We start from the raw sequence: 15,325 nt of genomic DNA, 5'->3' as shown, positions 1-15,325 counted from the left end.
CATGAAGATGGCACTAAAGGGGGCGCGTGAAAAAAGAAATCAATGTTGTTGGCGCAGTGATCGTCGATGACGGCAAGGTTCTCTGCGCCCAGCGGGGACCCGCTGGCAGTTTGCCCGATCTCTGGGAGTTTCCCGGGGGGAAGGTCGAGACCGGCGAGACACCACGCGAAGCCCTGCAGCGTGAGATCACCGAAGAACTCGAGTGCACGGTGGCCGTCGGCGACAGGATCACAACCACGACCTACGAGTATGACTTCGGTATCGTCACTTTGACCACGTTTTTCTGTGAGCTCACAGCTGGCACGCCCCGCCTCACCGAGCACGCTGAAGTGGTGTGGCTCAAGCCCGAAGACTTGGATGAGCTTGAATGGGCTCCCGCGGATATCCCGGCCATTGAGCTAATTCGGGGGGCTTTCACCACATGATCAACCGCCCCGATTTGGTCTATGCGGAGAGTCAACTAGCGCGCGACGTCAATCGGGGGTTCATCACCGCAGAGGGCACAGGACTAGGTAGGTACTCCCCGGAACTGGTCTTAAACAACCGGAAGATGGGTAGCACCGTCCTGCGGACCATTCGTGAACAACTGAGGCAAAGTCGCTCCTTCTTTTTCTCGGTGGCTTTCGTCACTCCCGGCGCACTGGCGATGCTCAAGCAGGACCTCCTCGATTTCGAGGGAAACGGGCGCATCGTCACCTCGAACTACCTAAATTTCAACGCACCCAACACCTTTGAAGACCTCCTGCACCTGAAGGACATCGGCATCGACGTGGAGGTGGGACTCCATAATTCGCGCGCATTCCATCCCAAGGGCTACGTATTTCAGCACGATAAGAGCGTGACGGCTCTCGTTGGAAGCGCCAACCTTACTGAATCTGCTCTTACTCGGAACCATGAGTGGAATATGAAGGTCTCCGCGGGGCCGGATAGCGAGCTAGCCGCGCAGCTGTCGGCTCTCATTGCGCACGAGTTCGCCTCCACGAACCCGCTAAGTTCCTCGTGGATTGACGCCTACCGGCAGGATTTCGACGCTGTCCAACCCGTGGTTCGACCGACTTCGCGAATCAACGTGGTGTCCGTAGGGGAAGTGGACGACCCCGGTTCGGTTGGAGCTTTGCGGCAGGAAGTCCGACCGAACGCTATGCAAGTAGAAGCGCTTGAGGCTATCGAAGCCATGCGTCTGGAGGGACGGCGGAGGGCCCTCGTCATTTCTGCCACCGGCACGGGTAAGACCATCCTGTCCGCCCTCGATGTGCTTGCCGCTTCTCCCAAGCGACTGTTGTTCGTTGCTCACCGCGAGCAAATATTGGACAAGGCAATGTCGGAGTACCAACGAGTCCTCGGGGGTGATAGCGAGGACTTCGGAAAACTCGTAGGCAACGTGAAGCAACTGGACAGACGATACGTTTTCGCCACTGTCCAGTCCCTTGCCAAACGAGAAGTTCTGCAGCAGCTGTCGCCTACCGACTTCGACTACCTACTTGTAGATGAAGTGCATCGCGCCGGCGCGGCCACCTATCGTCGCGTGCTCGACTACTTGAACCCGGATTTCGCGTTAGGGATGACGGCAACTCCGGAGCGTAACGACGGCGCCGACATCTACGAGCTTTTCGGCTACAACGTCGCTTACGAGATTCGACTCGATGACGCGTTGAACGCTGAGATGCTCAGTCCATTCCATTATTTCGGCGTAGCCGACGCAGTCTTCGAGGACGGCTCTACTGTTTCGGCAGATACTGACCTTCGTCGTCTGACCGGGGCGACAAGGGCGTCCCACATTACCGAAGCCATCAACAACTACTCCCAGCAGGGTGTTCAGATTCGAGGCCTCGTCTTCTGCAGTCGAAAGGATGAAGCGCACGCGCTCGCTACCGAGCTGAACGAGATCTCCATCAACGGACGTCGTCTACGAACCGTGGCATTGACGGGAGACGATTCCATCGAAGAACGGGAAGACGCCGTCGAGCGGCTCGAGCGGGGTGAACTCGACTACATTCTGACGGTGGACATCTTCAACGAAGGTGTCGACATCCCGTCAATCAACCAGATCATCATGCTGCGACAGACTCAATCGGCCATTATTTTCGTGCAGCAGCTTGGCAGGGGGCTGCGCAAAGCGCCCGGCAAAGACCATCTCACTGTCATCGATTTTATTGGCAACTACGCGAACAACTACCTCATCCCCATCGCGCTCTTCGGTGATAAGTCGATGAATAAGGAGTCTTTGCGAAAGAATTTGAACTCAGCGGAGGAAGACGGTGTCCTCCCTGGCATGTCGAGCGTTCGATTCGATGAGATCGCTCGAGCTCGAGTGTTGCGTGCGATCGCGGCGGCCAAGATGGACCACCTCCGCCAGTTGCGATCGGAAATTGAGTTGCTTCAGCAACGGCTAGGTCGGGTACCGCGGCTGTGGGATTTTGTCGAGAACGACTCGGTAGACCCAGTGGTGCTAGCGACGCGCCTCGCACACTTTCCAGCACTTCTAGCCAAGACGATCAAGGCCTCGGCTGGATTATTGCCCGCTGAATCGAGGGCACTTAGCCTCCTCTCTCATGAAGTCCTGCCTGCTAAGCGGCTGCATGAGGCAGTCCTGCTGCGTAGGCTCCTCGAGCGGGATGAAGTCTCTGACGAGGACCTGCAACACGCACTAAATCAGCAGGACCTGCCGGCGGACCCGGCCCTACTGAAAAGTGCCCAAGCGACATTTACGTTGGAGGGCTACAACCAAGGGGATCGAACACGATACGGGACGCCGTTGGCAGAGCGCACACCCGGTGGCAATTTTCGTCTCGTACCCCAAGTTGTTCAGGCGTACCGGGCATCGTCGGAATTCAAGGACTCAGTGGACGACGTGCTAAAGACCGCCAGCCACGTTAACCAGGCGTACCTGCACGATCGTCCTTTCACCCCGGGCATGAGATATTCGCGGCGAGACGCTGCTCGGTTATTGGGCTGGGACCGGAGCAATGCGTCGACGATGTACGGCTACAGAACAGACGTGGCTTCTGGTCAGTGCCCGGTCTTTGTGACACTGCATAAGGGGCACGACGTAGAGGCTAGTGTGGCGTACGAAGACGAGCTGATTAACCCCAGTGTCCTGAGGTGGTTCACCCGTAGCCGTCGTTCGTTGGCCAGTGGTGAAGTCCGAGCAATCGTAGACAACTCAGTCGATCTTCATGTTTTCGTGAAACGAGACGACGCGGACGGGACCGACTTCTTCTATTTAGGACAGGCCCAGTCCGAGGACGCCGTCGAGACCACCATGCCGGATAACGGGGGCATGCCTTTGCCAGTCGTACGCATGTTGTTGCGTTTCAACGAACCCGTCCCCCATAGTCTCTATGACTATTTTCATCCCACCCTAACCGTGTGAGTCCGGTTTAACGTGAGTATGCAGCGTCGAAGAACGCCCGCTCGATCCCGACGATCCGCTTCCACCGCTCGGACAATCGAGCGCCGTCGTCGGACTCCAGCGGCGGGGCTGCACGATTGAGCTCGTCGATCAGGAACTGAGTCCAGGCGCGGAAGTCGTCACCGCGGTGCAGATCGATCCAGTCCCGGTGCTTCGGCTCGGCTGGCAGCGGGAGGTCGCGTTCGCCCCAGTCCAGATACAGCCATTCGGCGATGACCAGCACCACGAGCAGGTCCGCATAGTCCCGAGACTGTGCCACCTCCCACATCTGGGCGACAAAATCCTTCGTCGGCTCGGCCAGCTCGGGTGAGGTGATCTGGGAACTAGGCACCCCAAGTTCAGCGAAGGTCTGCTGGAAGTATCCGTCCTCATCGGCCGCGAGCATCCCGAGCTGGGCGGCGAAGCGCAGTCGGGCCGGCTTCGAATCGGTGGTGGCCACGCATGCGCCGAGCATCGCAACGAACGCGTCGAAGAATTGGTAGTCCTGCACCAGATACCGGGCCAGGACTTCGTCGCTGACCGTTCCGGCGAAGAGCTCGTCGATGAACCGGTGATGCACTGAGGCATCCCACTCCGCTGCCGAAGCCAGCCGGAGCTGCCCAGCGAAACTCTCCGGTGCGACGTCGGCGGTCGTGGGTAAGGACTCGGCTGAACTCATGGCATCACCCTACCGAGGCCCGCCCGCTCTGAGGCGGCGCGGAGCTCAGATCGCCTGACGCGGAGTCTTCATCCTGCGGGTCAGTCGGATCGCATAGAGAGCCACGCCCACACCCAGCACAGCGGCGCCGGCGCCCACATAGCTCGGGGCGCGCAGACCCATCTCGGCTGCGATGACCTGCCCGCCCACCAAGGCTCCGAGAGCGTTGGCGGCGTTGAAGGCAGAGTGATGCAGCGAGGCCGCGAGCTGTGGCGCATCGGGGGCGGTGTCGATCAGGTGGGTCTGCATGGACGGGCCCAAGGCGCTGGCCGAGACGCCCACCAGGAAGAGGAAGATCAGCATCAGGACAGGAATGTGCGCGGTGTAGGCGAAGAGCACCATGAACACCGCCACGAGCCCCATCGCCACGACCACGGTGCCCAGCACGGACTTGTCCGCCGCCCAGCCGCCCACGAAGTTGCCGACCACCATGCCGGAGCCGAAGAGGCCCACGATCCAGGGCAGAGCGCTCTGATCGAATCCGGTGATCTCGGTGCTGACCGGGGCGATATAGGAGTACAGCGCAAACATTCCGGAGAAGCCGACCACGGCGAGCATGATGCCCACCCAGAGCCGCTTGTTCTTCAGCCCCTTGATCTCTGAATGCATCGTCGCCGTGGCGGGGGGCATCTGCCGCGGGGCGTAGCGCGCCACGGCGGCCATGGTGATCAGCGCCAGCACGATCACGGAGACGAACATCCAGCGCCAGCCGAACTCCTGACCCAGCGCCGTGACCACCGGCACGCCGAGCACATTGGAGATGGCCAGACCGCCCAGGACGACGGCGATCGCGCGGCTGCGTTTGGTCGGGCCAGCCATCTCAGCGGCCATGAGAGCGGCCACGGCGAAGTACGCCCCATGGGGCAGTCCGGAGAGGAACCGGGCGACCAGCATCGTCTCGTAGTTCGGCGCGAAGAAGCTGAGCACATGGCCGAAGACGAAGACGCCAAGCAGCAGCAGTGCATAGGACTTGCGCTCTCGTTTGGCACCAAGGATGGACAAGATCGGCGCGCCGATCACCACACCCACGGCATAGGCGCTGATCAACAGGCCGGCCTGGGGGATCGTGATGCCCAGGTCCTCCACGGCCTCGAGCTGCAGGCCCATGATCGCGAACTCGGTGACCCCGACGGCGAAGCCGCCGATGGACAGTGCGAGGATGGCCAGCGCCACCTGTTTGCGCGTGTACTTGGGCCTGGCGGGGGTCTGCTCCGCTGTGCTGTGATTTGCCGTGGTCATATCGTCATCCTGTGCTGCTGCCGGTCGGGTGAATGTGCGCCCGTCACGGCGCAGATGTGGCCTCAGAGTCTGATGGATCGGGAGAAGACACTCACCCGACAACTGAGCCCAGCCGGGGTTCATTCCCGTTCGGACGCAGCACCTCGGCACTGAGGGTCAGACTCAAAGCGTTCTGAAGGATCAGGGCCTCAGCGGTGAGGTCTCTGAGAGGAGTGAATCAGCAGATTCAGGAGGTCGGCGGGCGCAGCCCGGGGTGCCGCTGATAGATCGACTCATCCCCGTGCTCGTCCTGGTCCGTTGGCTCAGGTTCGGCAGACGCCGCAGCTGAGCCCGCCGAGTCCTGAGAGTCATCGGAAGTCGAAGAGCCTGCAGTGTCCGGAGAGTCTGCGGAGGGAGCTGACGGGGCCGAGTCCGCGGATGCGGCCGAGTGGGCCGATTCCACCGACTGTGCCGAGCTGGCCGACTCCACCGACGCTGCGGAGCTGGCCGAGCTGGGGAAGAAGTTCTTCTGTTTGGCCCGGCGCTCCGAGGTCTCATCGGCGTGGATCGGCAGATCTGTGTCCTCATCCACATCCGTGACCGGGGAGATCGCACCGGTGGCGTCCTCGGCCGGCTGCGGTCTCGGATGGAACGCCGGGACCCTGCCGGTGGCGTCGGGATCGTCGATGACCTCTTCACGATCGGCAGCTGGGATCACGTCCCCCGAGGGCGTCCGCCCGGAAGCGGGGGAGTCGGTGATCACGGCGGGCTCGTCGTCGTCTTCTCCAGACTCCGCCCATTCGCCGGTGTCAGCCACCGTCGCCGCGGCGCCGGCGCGGGCCACGGGACGTGAATCCTGGACCTCGGCGGGTCCCTGCGGCTCCTCGCCCTCCATCGGGGTCAGCGAGATCGGCTGGCCGCCGTAGGTCTCGATGTCGACCTTGAGCTGTTCCAGAAGGACCTTGGCCTCGGTGACCATCTCCGGGTTCTCGCTGGCATGGCCGCGGACCAGCCACTGGGCAAGCGCGAACTCTGCGGTCAGCGCAGCGCGGCGCATCAGGTGCTCATCGGCCTGCCCGGTGCGGTGACGGTGATAGGCGGCGAGCACCTTCTCGGTGAACTCAGCATCGCCGGCGGCGGTCAGCCAGGCGAAGTCATCCGCCGGGTCTCCGCTGTGCAGGTCGGTCCAGCCGGTGACCGCGACGACGCGCTCGCCCTCGATCAGCAGCGAGTCCTCATGCAGGTCCCCATGGGTCACGGAGGGGGAGAACCGCCACAGTTCGCGGTCCTCCATGGCGTGCTCCCAGCGGCGCAGCAGCAGAGCTGGGATCTCTCCGGTGGTCGCGGCCTGGTCCAGCTCGTTGAGCCGACGCTGCCGGTAGCGCTCGGCGGAGTATCGGGGCAGATCGGCGTTGTCCACGACTGCATCGTCGAGGTCATGGATGGCGGCGATGGTCCGGCCGATGTCATCGATGACGGTCTCGGACTGCTTGGTCAGGTCACTGAGCTCCAGCGAGGTGCCGGGCAGATGGTTGTACACGAAGGTGCGCATCTCACCGCGGCGCACAGCCCCGGCTACGGAGGGGACCCGGAAGGGCAGCTCCGCGCGGATGCCGGTGGAGAAGCCGCGCAGCACCTGCAGCTCGGTCTCCAGACGCATGGCCGCTTCCTGATGCTGAGGAGAGCGGATCCGCCAGCGGTGGCCCTCGGAGTCGATGACGACGGCGGACGTGAAGTCGCGGGCGTCATCAGCCGCCGCGGCCACGCCGGTGGGGGAAAGGCCCGGCACTGCCGCGGTCGCCAGGGCCGCAAGTTCCATCGAAGTCCATCGCACGAGGACCAGCGTATGGGGTCAGAGCCCTCCACCGGCGCCGAGCCACGGCGTTTTCCAGAAATCACGCGGATTTCGCCGGAGTTCGGCAGGTCGACCGCGCGCAAGGTCACTCTCCACACCACCGGGCGAGGTGCTCCGCGCACGCGCGGGCCGGTTACGGTAGAGGGTATGCATATGCGCCGTCGCGACCCTGGTGACTCTCTGCTCACGCTTCCCCAGGACGGGGCCCGGATCGACCGCCTCGACGCCGAGCGCAAGCGTCCTGAATGGCTCAGCGAGGTGTGGGCCACCCCCGGCACCCGTGTGCTGAACCTCTATGGACGCCGCGCGAAGCTCAGCGGGAACCGGCTCAGCTACGAGCCGGCCCTCGGCGAGCTGCCCGCAGGCGCCGTCACGCTGGGTGCGGTGGACGCCACAGACCTCCCTGCAGACCTCCCTGGAGACCTCCCCGGAGGCCTCCCTGGGGACTCCCCGCAGGGCCAGGCCGCGGCGGGAACCCGGGTCCACGTGGTGACGGTCGCGCATCCCCAGCCGACCGAGGAAGCAGATCCTGCACAGACCACCGGCACCACCTGGGCGGATCTCGCCTTCGCCGGCTCCCAGCTGACCCCGGTCGACGCCGCTCTGCTCACCCAGGCGCTGGCGATCACCACCTGGCATGCGCGCAGCGCGTTCTGCGCCGCCTGTGGAACAGCCACCGAAGTGGAGGTCTCCGGATGGATGCGCAGGTGCCCGAACTGTGGCTCACAGACCTTCCCACGCACCGACCCTGCAGTGATCACCGCCGTGCTGGACACCGAGGACCGACTCCTGCTCGGCTCGGCCCACCGCTGGGACACCAGGCGCTTCTCGACCTTCGCCGGATTCGTGGAGGCCGGGGAGTCAGTGGAAGCGGCACTGGCCCGTGAGATCGAGGAGGAGGCCGGCGTCGTCGTCTCGGATATCCAATACATGGGCTCACAGTCCTGGCCCTTCCCGCGCTCGCTGATGCTGGGCCACTTCGCCGTGACCTCGGACCCGTCGGCGGCCCGGCCCGACGGCGAGGAGATCCGCGAGGTGCGCTGGTTCACGCGTGAGCAGCTCGCTGCCGAGGCCGCCGCCGGGGTGGTCTCGCTGCCCACACGCTCCTCCATCTCCCGGGCGCTGATCGAGCACTGGCACGGCGGCCCCCTCGAGGCGGCCTCCGATGCCCAGCCGTCGCGCACCGGCGCCGCCGGACGGCCGGCCCCACGCGGACAGCAGGCCCGATGACCCGGCCCGCCTTCACCTCCACCTCCACGCCCGGCTCCGCGCTGACCGCGGCGCAGCTGGCCTCCTCCCCGCCCGAGGCCATCCTCGACGGGCTCGACGAGGAGCAGCGCCAGGCCGCGTCCACGCTGAACGGACCGCTGTGCATCCTCGCCGGCGCCGGCACGGGCAAGACCCGGGCCATCACGCACCGGATCGCCTATGGTGTGCGCGCCGGAGTCTATGACCCGCACCGGCTGCTGGCCGTCACCTTCACCGCCCGCGCCGCCGCCGAGATGCGCTCACGGCTCTCCGCCCTGGGCGCCCCCGGCGTACAGGCCCGCACCTTCCACGCCGCCGCGCTGCGCCAGCTGCAGTACTTCTGGCCGATGTCCATCGGCGGGACCATGCCGCAGATCCTGGACCACAAGGTCCGGCTGCTGGCCGAGGCCGCGCGCCGGCTGCATGTGACCACCGACCGGGCCACCCTGCGCGACCTCGCCAGCGAGATCGAATGGGCCAAGGTCTCCACGCTGACCCCGGAGTCCTATCTGGAGGTCGCCACCGCCGAGGGCGCCGGCCGCCCCGCGCCCGGGGGAGTGGATCACCGCACCTTCGCCAAGCTCTACCAGTCCTATGAGGACGTGAAGCTGGACAAGCACCTGATCGACTTCGAGGACGTGCTGCTGCTGATCGTAGGAATCCTCGAGGACGACGAGCGGGTCGCCGCGCAGGTCCGTCAGCAGTACCGGCACTTCGTGGTGGACGAGTACCAGGACGTCTCCCCGCTGCAGCAGCGGCTGCTGGACCTGTGGCTGGGCGGCCGCGACGAGATCTGCGTGGTCGGCGACGCCGCGCAGACCATCTACTCCTTCACCGGCGCCACCCCGGACTTCCTGCTCGGGTTCAAGCGCCGCCACCCGGAGGCGAACCTGGTCAAACTGGTCCGCGACTACCGGTCCACCCCCGAGGTGGTGAAGCTGGCCAACGGCCTGCTCGCCGACCGCACCCGGGAGGCGCCCCGGCTCTCCGATCCGGCCCCCTGGCCGGAGCCGCTGCAGCTGATCTCCCAGCGCGAGCGCGGTCCGATGCCGAAGCTGATCCAACATGCCGACGACGACGCCGAGTCGGCCTGGGTGGCCGCTGAGATCGCCGCGCTGCAGGAACAGGGCGTGCCGCTCTCCGAGATGGCCATCCTCTACCGCACCAACGGTCAGTCCCAGGCTTTCGAGCAGGCGCTGGCCACCGCGGGAATCTCCTACCAGCTGCGCGGATCCGAGCGCTTCTTCTCCCGCCGCGAGGTCCGCGAGGCGCTCGCCGCCCTGCGCACCTCCTCACTGGTGGTCGACGCAGGGGACGAGGTCTCCAAGAGTGTGCGCGACATCCTGTCCTCGCACGGCTATTCGACGAAGGCGCCGGAGGCCACCGGTGCGGTCCGCGAACGCTGGGAATCGATGGCCGCGCTGGTCGCGCTGGCTGACCAGCTCTCCACCGAGCGGGAGGACTTCACCATGCGGGCCTTCATCACCGAGCTCGAAGAACGCTCGGCCGCCCAGCATGCGCCCACGGTGGATGGCGTCACACTGGCCTCGCTGCACTCCGCCAAGGGCCTCGAGTGGGAGGCAGTGTTCCTCGCCGGGCTCTCCGAGGGGCTCATGCCGATCACCTTCGCCAAGACGCAGAAGGAGGTGGACGAGGAGCGCCGACTCTTCTACGTGGGCATCACCCGCGCCAGGAAGTACCTGTTCCTGAGCTCATCCTCCTCGCGCCACACCGGGGGGCGGGGTCGGCGCACGCCCTCACGCTTCCTGCGGCCGCTGCGCCGGGAGATGGGTCTGGAGGAGCCGGGCCGCAAGATCGCGCCCACCGCGGGCGGACTGAGTCCGAACGCCTCAGCGCGGAGGAAGAAGGCCGTGACCTGCTCCACCTGCGGGGCGGTGCTGACCGTGGCCACGGAGGTCAAGCGGCGTCGCTGCGAGACCTGTCCGGCCCGCTATGACGAGGCGCTCTTCGCCAAGCTGCGCGCCTGGCGGATGGAGTACGCCAAGGAATTGGAAGTGCCGGCGTTCGTGGTGTTCACCGACGCGACCCTGGAGGTCATCGCCGAGCTGAAGCCCAGCACGGACGAGGAGCTGCTGAAGGTCCCCGGCATCGGCGAACGCAAGCTCGAGAAGCACGGCGATCGCCTGCGAGAGGTCCTCGCCGAAGGCTAGCACCCCTCCACCCCGCCGCGTTTTACCTCCCCGTCCGCGGATTACCGGCCCGACGGTCGCCCTGGTAGATCACATGAGCCCTGGTAAAACGCTGCGGGCCGGGGTGGGGGAGTCAGGACGAGTGGTGATCGGCCCAGCTGACGCCGGCCAGGAAAGCGTCGGCCTCAGCGGTGCGCGGATACTTCTCGACCAGGGCCTTGAAGCGCGGTCCATGTCCCGGCTCGATCAGATGAGCGAGCTCATGCACGAGCACCGAGTCCTGCACCCAGGTCGGCATCTCGCGCAGCCGCCAGGAGAGCCGGATCGTGCCCGTGGTGGAGGTGGTGGAGCCCCAGCGCTGGTGCTGCTGGGCGGACCAGGTGACGGCTTCGGGCTGGGGGACTCCGTCCAGGTATCGCGTCGAGAGCGCGCGGGCACGGTCCAGCAGATCCGCGTCGCTGCGCGGCTTCTTGGACGCCCGACGGGTGATCTTCTTCTGGAAGGCCCGGGCGTGGTTCTCCACCTCGCGCTGGCTGAGCCGCAGCGGAACTCGCAGTCGCAGCGTGCCGGCGACCTGATCCGCAGTGACGGTCCGGGTGCGGCGTGCCGAGCGGACCACGAGCACCTGCTGTCCATCCACTGTGATCTGCTGCTCGAGCTGCCGCGACGCCATGGAAGGAGCCTAGCCGCGCGATGACCTGTGGAAAACTCAGGTCCCCACGCGCGGGCTTGGCACCATGGATGCATGGATCCGGCCCCCCGCCCCGCCAGCTGGCAGCAGGTCTTCGTCCTCGACGAGCGCACCGTCCAGCTCGGCCTCGATGAGCACGCTGTGCGCATCATCGGTCCTGCTCAGCGCACCCTCGATCGTCTCCAGTCCCATCTGGCGGCGGAGGGCTTCCAGGTCCCCACGCCCCAGAACGCCACCGACAAGGACACCACCGACCAGCCCGACGCCGCGCTCGCCGTCGACCAGCACGCCGCGGCGCGCGAGATTCAGGTGCGGGCGCGACGGCGGCTCGCCGCCGTGCTCCTCGAGGGTCTGCCCGTGGCTGCGAAGCTGGTGGCCGAGCAGCTGACGCAGATGCAGGTCGGGATGCTGCTGCTCTGCGATGAGCGCACAGTGCTCCACCAGGACGTGGCGGCAGGATATCCGGCGGCGGCGGTGGGTCTGACCCGTGCGGCCGCCGTCAGACGCGCCTGCCGCCGACACCGGCCCGAGGCCCTCATCGTCACTCGCGCTGCCCCCCGGAGAGAGGGCCTGCAGGGGAGCCCAGGCGTGGACACCGCAACAAGGACAGGGAGTGGAGGACGCACGGGGAGCGAAGCAGGGCCGGGCGGCGAGCGAGAAGTCCAGCCTGAACCGGTGGACATCCACGTGCTCTTCACCGAAGGCGCCATCGCTCCGCGTCAGCTCGCCGAGGCGGCCAGCCGGGCCCAGGCCGTGCTTCCGGTGGTCTGGAACCACGCCGACTGGCGCATCGGACCGCTGCTCAGCCAGGAGCCGGGCCCCTGCCCGCAGTGTCTGCTGCTGCATGGTCTGGGCCAGGACCCGCACTGGGAGGCCCTGCAGATCGCCCTCGCCGGGAGCAGCCACCACTCCAGCCAGCGCCCCGACCAGCACTCCCACGACACCCCAGGATCCAGAACGGGCACACGGCTGGACCCCGGCCCAGAGTCGGCGGCCGTGGTGGCGAGCCTGGTCGCGCGGGAGGTCCAGCTCGCCGTGGACGGTCAGCACGCCCCGCAGACCGTGGCCCGGGTGCTCTGCCTCTCCGGACCGGCCGGTCGCCTCTCCATCGAGCCGGCGGCTCCGCACCCCGAATGTGAATGCAGACTCCGCGCCGCCGACTCCCGGTGACTTCATCCTGTGGCGAACTGACCGCCTTCGTACAGACATCACGGAGCCGGGCTGGATACGCTGGAGTCTCTCAGGCCGAACCAGGATCACCACAGGGAGCGTCCGATGAGCGAGAACAACTCCGGCAACAACGAGCAGGGCAACGGGGACGACCCGCGTGACCCCATGGAGGAGTTCTTCAAACAGCTCTTCGGCGGTCAGATGCCAGGCCAGGATCCGAACCAGCAGGACGATCCCGAGAAGGGCGACGCCGGCGGCCGCGGCCCCAGCATCGGCTTCACCGGCACCCCAGGAGCCGGTCAGGGCGGACAGGCTGGCCAGGGCGGATTCCCCGGCATGCCCCCAGGCTTCGACCCCTCCCAGATTCCCGGCATGGCCGATATGAACCCGCAGATGATGCAGCAGATCATGGGCCAGGTCCAGTCGATGTTCTCCGCCATGCAGAACCCCTCCGACGAGGACAAGGGCCCGGTCAACTGGACCATGGCCCGACAGGCCGCCCGCCAGGCCGCCGCCGGTGACGACCCGAGCGTCTCCGCCGCCGAGCGCAAAGAGATCGACGACGCCCTCCGACTGGCAGACATGTGGCTGGACGGGGCGACGACCTTCGAGACGGCCGGCCAGATCGGCAAGGCATGGTCCCGCGCGCAGTGGGTCGAGGAGACCTTCGACTCCTGGAAGCGACTCACCGAGCCCGTCGCGGAGTCGGTCTCCAAGGCGCTCTCCAGCGCCATCAAGGACCAGCTCGGCGAGCAAGGCTCCGGGCTGCCCCCCGAGCTCGAATCGATGATGGGCGGAGCGGGCGCCCAGCAGATCACCGGGATGATCGAGTCCATGGGCGGCATGGCCTTCGGCATGCAGCTGGGCCAGGCCGTCGGAGAGCTTGCCAAGGAGGTCGTCTCCTCCTCGGACACCGGCCTGCCCCTGGCCGGGCACACCACGGCGCTGCTGCCGAAGAACGTGCGTGAATTCGGCAAGGACCTCAGCGTGGACTCCCGCGAGGTGCTGCTCTACCTGGCGCTGCGCGAAGCCGCGCGGATGCGTCTGTTCATCCACGCCCCCTGGCTGGAGCAGGACCTCTTCAATGCAGTCGGCCAGTACGCCGCGGGCATCCACATCGACATGGCCCGGATCGAAGAGGCCGCCAGCCAGATGGACCCGTCCAACCCCGAGGCCATGAACTCCATCCTGGGCGAAGGGCTCTTCCCACAGGAGCGGACCCCCATGCAGGAGGCCGCACTCAAACGCATCGAGACCACCCTCGCCCTGGTCGAGGGCTGGGTGGATGACGTGGTGACCCAGGCCGCCGAGCATCTGGAGTCCCTCTCCCGGCTGCGGGAGACGATGAACCGGCGTCGGGCCTCCGGGGGACCGGCGGAGGACACCTTCGCCGCCCTGGTCGGACTCGAGCTGCGTCCGCGCCGCCTCCGTGACGCAGCCGCGCTCTGGGCGCATCTCCGGGAGACCGAAGGGATGGCCGGACGCGATGACGTGTGGAGCCACCCCGACGTCCAGCCCGATGAACAGGACCTCGACGATCCCACCGGCTTCCAGCAGCGGCGCGCCGAGCGCCAGGAGGAGACGGCCAAGATCGACGAAGAGCTGCAGAAGCTGCTCGACGGCGGATATGACGGGAAGTCACCTGAGGCCTGACATCATTTTCGTCCCTGCTCAGCCCAGATGAGATGATGAGTGACGATCATCATGACTGAGCGCCCACCGAAACCCAAGAAGCCCCGCCTGCGGAGAAGTCTGCAGGCCGTGGCCGGAACGTCGGCGCTCATCATCGGGCTGCTGAGCCTGCTGCTGCCCAGTCCCTACCTCATCGAGACCCCCGGCCCGGTGTTCAACACCATCGGCGAGATCGAGGATGAAGCGGTGATCTCGGTGCAGGGGGAGCAGACCTTCCCCACCGACGGCGCACTGAACCTGACCACGGTCTATGTCAGCGGAGCTCCGACGTCCACAGTGCGGGTGCCTGAAGCCGTGATGGGGTGGGTCGATCCCGGCACGGACATGCAGCCCCATGAGCTCATCTACCCCTCCGGGACCACCGCCGAGCAGGTCCAGGATCAGAACACCGCCGCCATGACCAGCTCCCAGGACCTCGCGGTGGCCGCGGCGCTGCAGGAACTCGACATCGACTACAGCCAGCAGCTCTCCGTGGTGGACTTCACGCCCGAGGCCGTCGAGGTCGGCACCGACGAGCAGCTGCAGCCCGGGGACACGGTGACCGCGGCGGCCGGGCGTGACATCACCGGGCTCGAGGGACTGCGTGACGCAGTCAACACTGCCGCAGGTCAGCCGGTAGCATTGACGGTGCGTCGTGATGGTGAGGAGCTGAGCTACGAGGTTCCCACCTACCAGGAGGCGGACGGTGCCTATTACGTCGGGATCATGCTCCAGAACGAGTTCTCCTTCCCCGTGGAGGTGGACATCCAGCTCGACGGCGTCGGCGGGCCCAGCGCAGGACTGATGTTCGCGCTCGGGCTCGTGGATTCGATGACCGAGGGGTCCATGACCGGCGGCGTGAACTGGGCCGGGACCGGGACAGTGGACCCGGACGGCACGGTCGGTCCGATCGGCGGGATCGCCCAGAAGGTCGCGGGTGCACGATCCGAGGGCATCGAACACTTCCTGGTGCCGGCGGAGAACTGCGCCGACCTGCAGGGCCGAGTGCCGGATGGTCTGCAGACCTACTCCGTGGCTGACGTGGCCGAGGGGCGGCAGATCGTCGAGGCGGTCCGCGACGGCGACGAAGACTTCCTCGCAGGGCTCCCGTCCTGCGGAGGCTGATCCGGTCCGCCGGGGAAGCAGGGTCAGGAGACTGACCCACGAGCACACCAGCAGCACTGAATCACTGGCAGCACTGAAGCACCAGAAG

General features: G+C 66.2%; 11 protein-coding genes. 7 read left to right on the top strand and 4 right to left on the bottom strand.

Features of this window, described 5'->3' with window-relative positions:
- Nucleotides 1–26: 26 nt before the first annotated feature.
- Nucleotides 27–425: a (deoxy)nucleoside triphosphate pyrophosphohydrolase gene (locus H4W27_RS08565; RefSeq protein WP_192595553.1), complete on the top strand. Its 399-nt coding sequence runs from the start codon at nucleotides 27–29 to the stop codon at nucleotides 423–425.
- Nucleotides 422–3,373 (top strand): DEAD/DEAH box helicase, encoded by a 2,952-nt coding sequence (locus H4W27_RS08560; protein WP_192595552.1) that lies wholly within the window; start codon nucleotides 422–424, stop codon nucleotides 3,371–3,373. Before H4W27_RS08565 ends, H4W27_RS08560 begins: the two co-directional genes overlap by 4 nt.
- A gap of 7 nt (nucleotides 3,374–3,380) precedes the next feature.
- Here the strand turns inward: H4W27_RS08560 and H4W27_RS08555 are convergent, their stop codons facing one another.
- From H4W27_RS08555 to H4W27_RS08545, 3 genes are all read right to left on the bottom strand, one after another.
- The gene (locus H4W27_RS08555; RefSeq protein ID WP_192595551.1) at nucleotides 3,381–4,070 is read right to left on the bottom strand and encodes a TenA family protein; all 690 of its coding nucleotides are present in this window, start codon (nucleotides 4,068–4,070) and stop codon (nucleotides 3,381–3,383) included.
- A 45-nt stretch (nucleotides 4,071–4,115) separates the two neighbouring features.
- On the bottom strand, nucleotides 4,116–5,348 hold the full coding sequence (locus tag H4W27_RS08550; RefSeq protein WP_192595550.1) for an MFS transporter: 1,233 nt from the start codon (nucleotides 5,346–5,348) through the stop codon (nucleotides 4,116–4,118).
- A 226-nt stretch (nucleotides 5,349–5,574) separates the two neighbouring features.
- Nucleotides 5,575–7,161, bottom strand: coding sequence for a phosphotransferase (locus tag H4W27_RS08545; protein WP_192595549.1), 1,587 nt, complete (start codon nucleotides 7,159–7,161; stop codon nucleotides 5,575–5,577).
- Nucleotides 7,162–7,329: 168 nt separating this feature from the next.
- Between H4W27_RS08545 and nudC the strand changes: the two genes are divergently transcribed.
- Together nudC and H4W27_RS08535 are read left to right on the top strand one after the other, a co-directional pair.
- Nucleotides 7,330–8,412 (top strand): NAD(+) diphosphatase, encoded by a 1,083-nt coding sequence (nudC, locus tag H4W27_RS08540; RefSeq protein ID WP_192595548.1) that lies wholly within the window; start codon nucleotides 7,330–7,332, stop codon nucleotides 8,410–8,412.
- Entirely contained in the window at nucleotides 8,409–10,601 is a 2,193-nt protein-coding gene (locus tag H4W27_RS08535; protein WP_192595547.1) for an ATP-dependent DNA helicase UvrD2, read from the top strand. Before nudC ends, H4W27_RS08535 begins: the two co-directional genes overlap by 4 nt.
- A 112-nt stretch (nucleotides 10,602–10,713) precedes the next feature.
- Here the strand turns inward: H4W27_RS08535 and H4W27_RS08530 are convergent, their stop codons facing one another.
- Nucleotides 10,714–11,253 carry a M48 metallopeptidase family protein gene (locus tag H4W27_RS08530; RefSeq protein ID WP_192595546.1) on the bottom strand — a complete coding sequence of 180 codons (540 nt, stop codon included), beginning with the start codon at nucleotides 11,251–11,253 and terminating at the stop codon, nucleotides 10,714–10,716.
- A 72-nt stretch (nucleotides 11,254–11,325) separates the two neighbouring features.
- Here H4W27_RS08530 and H4W27_RS08525 point away from each other — a divergent pair, with 72 nt between their 5' ends.
- The 3 genes from H4W27_RS08525 to H4W27_RS08515 all read left to right on the top strand — a co-directional run bounded on the left by H4W27_RS08525 (nucleotide 11,326) and on the right by H4W27_RS08515 (nucleotide 15,237).
- On the top strand, nucleotides 11,326–12,441 hold the full coding sequence (locus H4W27_RS08525; RefSeq protein ID WP_192595545.1) for a hypothetical protein: 1,116 nt from the start codon (nucleotides 11,326–11,328) through the stop codon (nucleotides 12,439–12,441).
- Nucleotides 12,442–12,546: 105 nt separating this feature from the next.
- The gene (locus H4W27_RS08520; protein WP_192595544.1) at nucleotides 12,547–14,094 is read left to right on the top strand and encodes a zinc-dependent metalloprotease; all 1,548 of its coding nucleotides are present in this window, start codon (nucleotides 12,547–12,549) and stop codon (nucleotides 14,092–14,094) included.
- A 51-nt stretch (nucleotides 14,095–14,145) separates the two neighbouring features.
- Nucleotides 14,146–15,237 carry a YlbL family protein gene (locus tag H4W27_RS08515; RefSeq protein WP_192595543.1) on the top strand — a complete coding sequence of 364 codons (1,092 nt, stop codon included), beginning with the start codon at nucleotides 14,146–14,148 and terminating at the stop codon, nucleotides 15,235–15,237.
- Nucleotides 15,238–15,325 lie beyond the last annotated feature (88 nt).

The sequence above is a fragment of the Nesterenkonia lutea genome (assembly GCF_014873955.1).
Lineage (GTDB): Bacteria > Actinomycetota > Actinomycetes > Actinomycetales > Micrococcaceae > Nesterenkonia > Nesterenkonia lutea.
Note: the sequence above shows the minus strand (reverse complement) of the source record. Positions and strands in the feature narration are given on the sequence as shown.

Excerpts from the sequence above, each read along its gene's own strand:
- H4W27_RS08535 (WP_192595547.1), top strand. The coding sequence starts at position 8,409 with ATGACCCGGCCCGCCTTCACCTCCACCTCCACGCCCGGCTCCGCGCTG.
- H4W27_RS08520 (WP_192595544.1), top strand. The coding sequence starts at position 12,547 with ATGAGCGAGAACAACTCCGGCAACAACGAGCAGGGCAACGGGGACGAC.
- nudC (WP_192595548.1), top strand. The coding sequence starts at position 7,330 with ATGCATATGCGCCGTCGCGACCCTGGTGACTCTCTGCTCACGCTTCCC.
- H4W27_RS08555 (WP_192595551.1), bottom strand. The coding sequence starts at position 4,070 with ATGAGTTCAGCCGAGTCCTTACCCACGACCGCCGACGTCGCACCGGAG.
- H4W27_RS08550 (WP_192595550.1), bottom strand. The coding sequence starts at position 5,348 with ATGACCACGGCAAATCACAGCACAGCGGAGCAGACCCCCGCCAGGCCC.
- H4W27_RS08515 (WP_192595543.1), top strand. The coding sequence starts at position 14,146 with ATGACTGAGCGCCCACCGAAACCCAAGAAGCCCCGCCTGCGGAGAAGT.
- H4W27_RS08525 (WP_192595545.1), top strand. The coding sequence starts at position 11,326 with ATGGATCCGGCCCCCCGCCCCGCCAGCTGGCAGCAGGTCTTCGTCCTC.
- H4W27_RS08530 (WP_192595546.1), bottom strand. The coding sequence starts at position 11,253 with ATGGCGTCGCGGCAGCTCGAGCAGCAGATCACAGTGGATGGACAGCAG.
- H4W27_RS08560 (WP_192595552.1), top strand. The coding sequence starts at position 422 with ATGATCAACCGCCCCGATTTGGTCTATGCGGAGAGTCAACTAGCGCGC.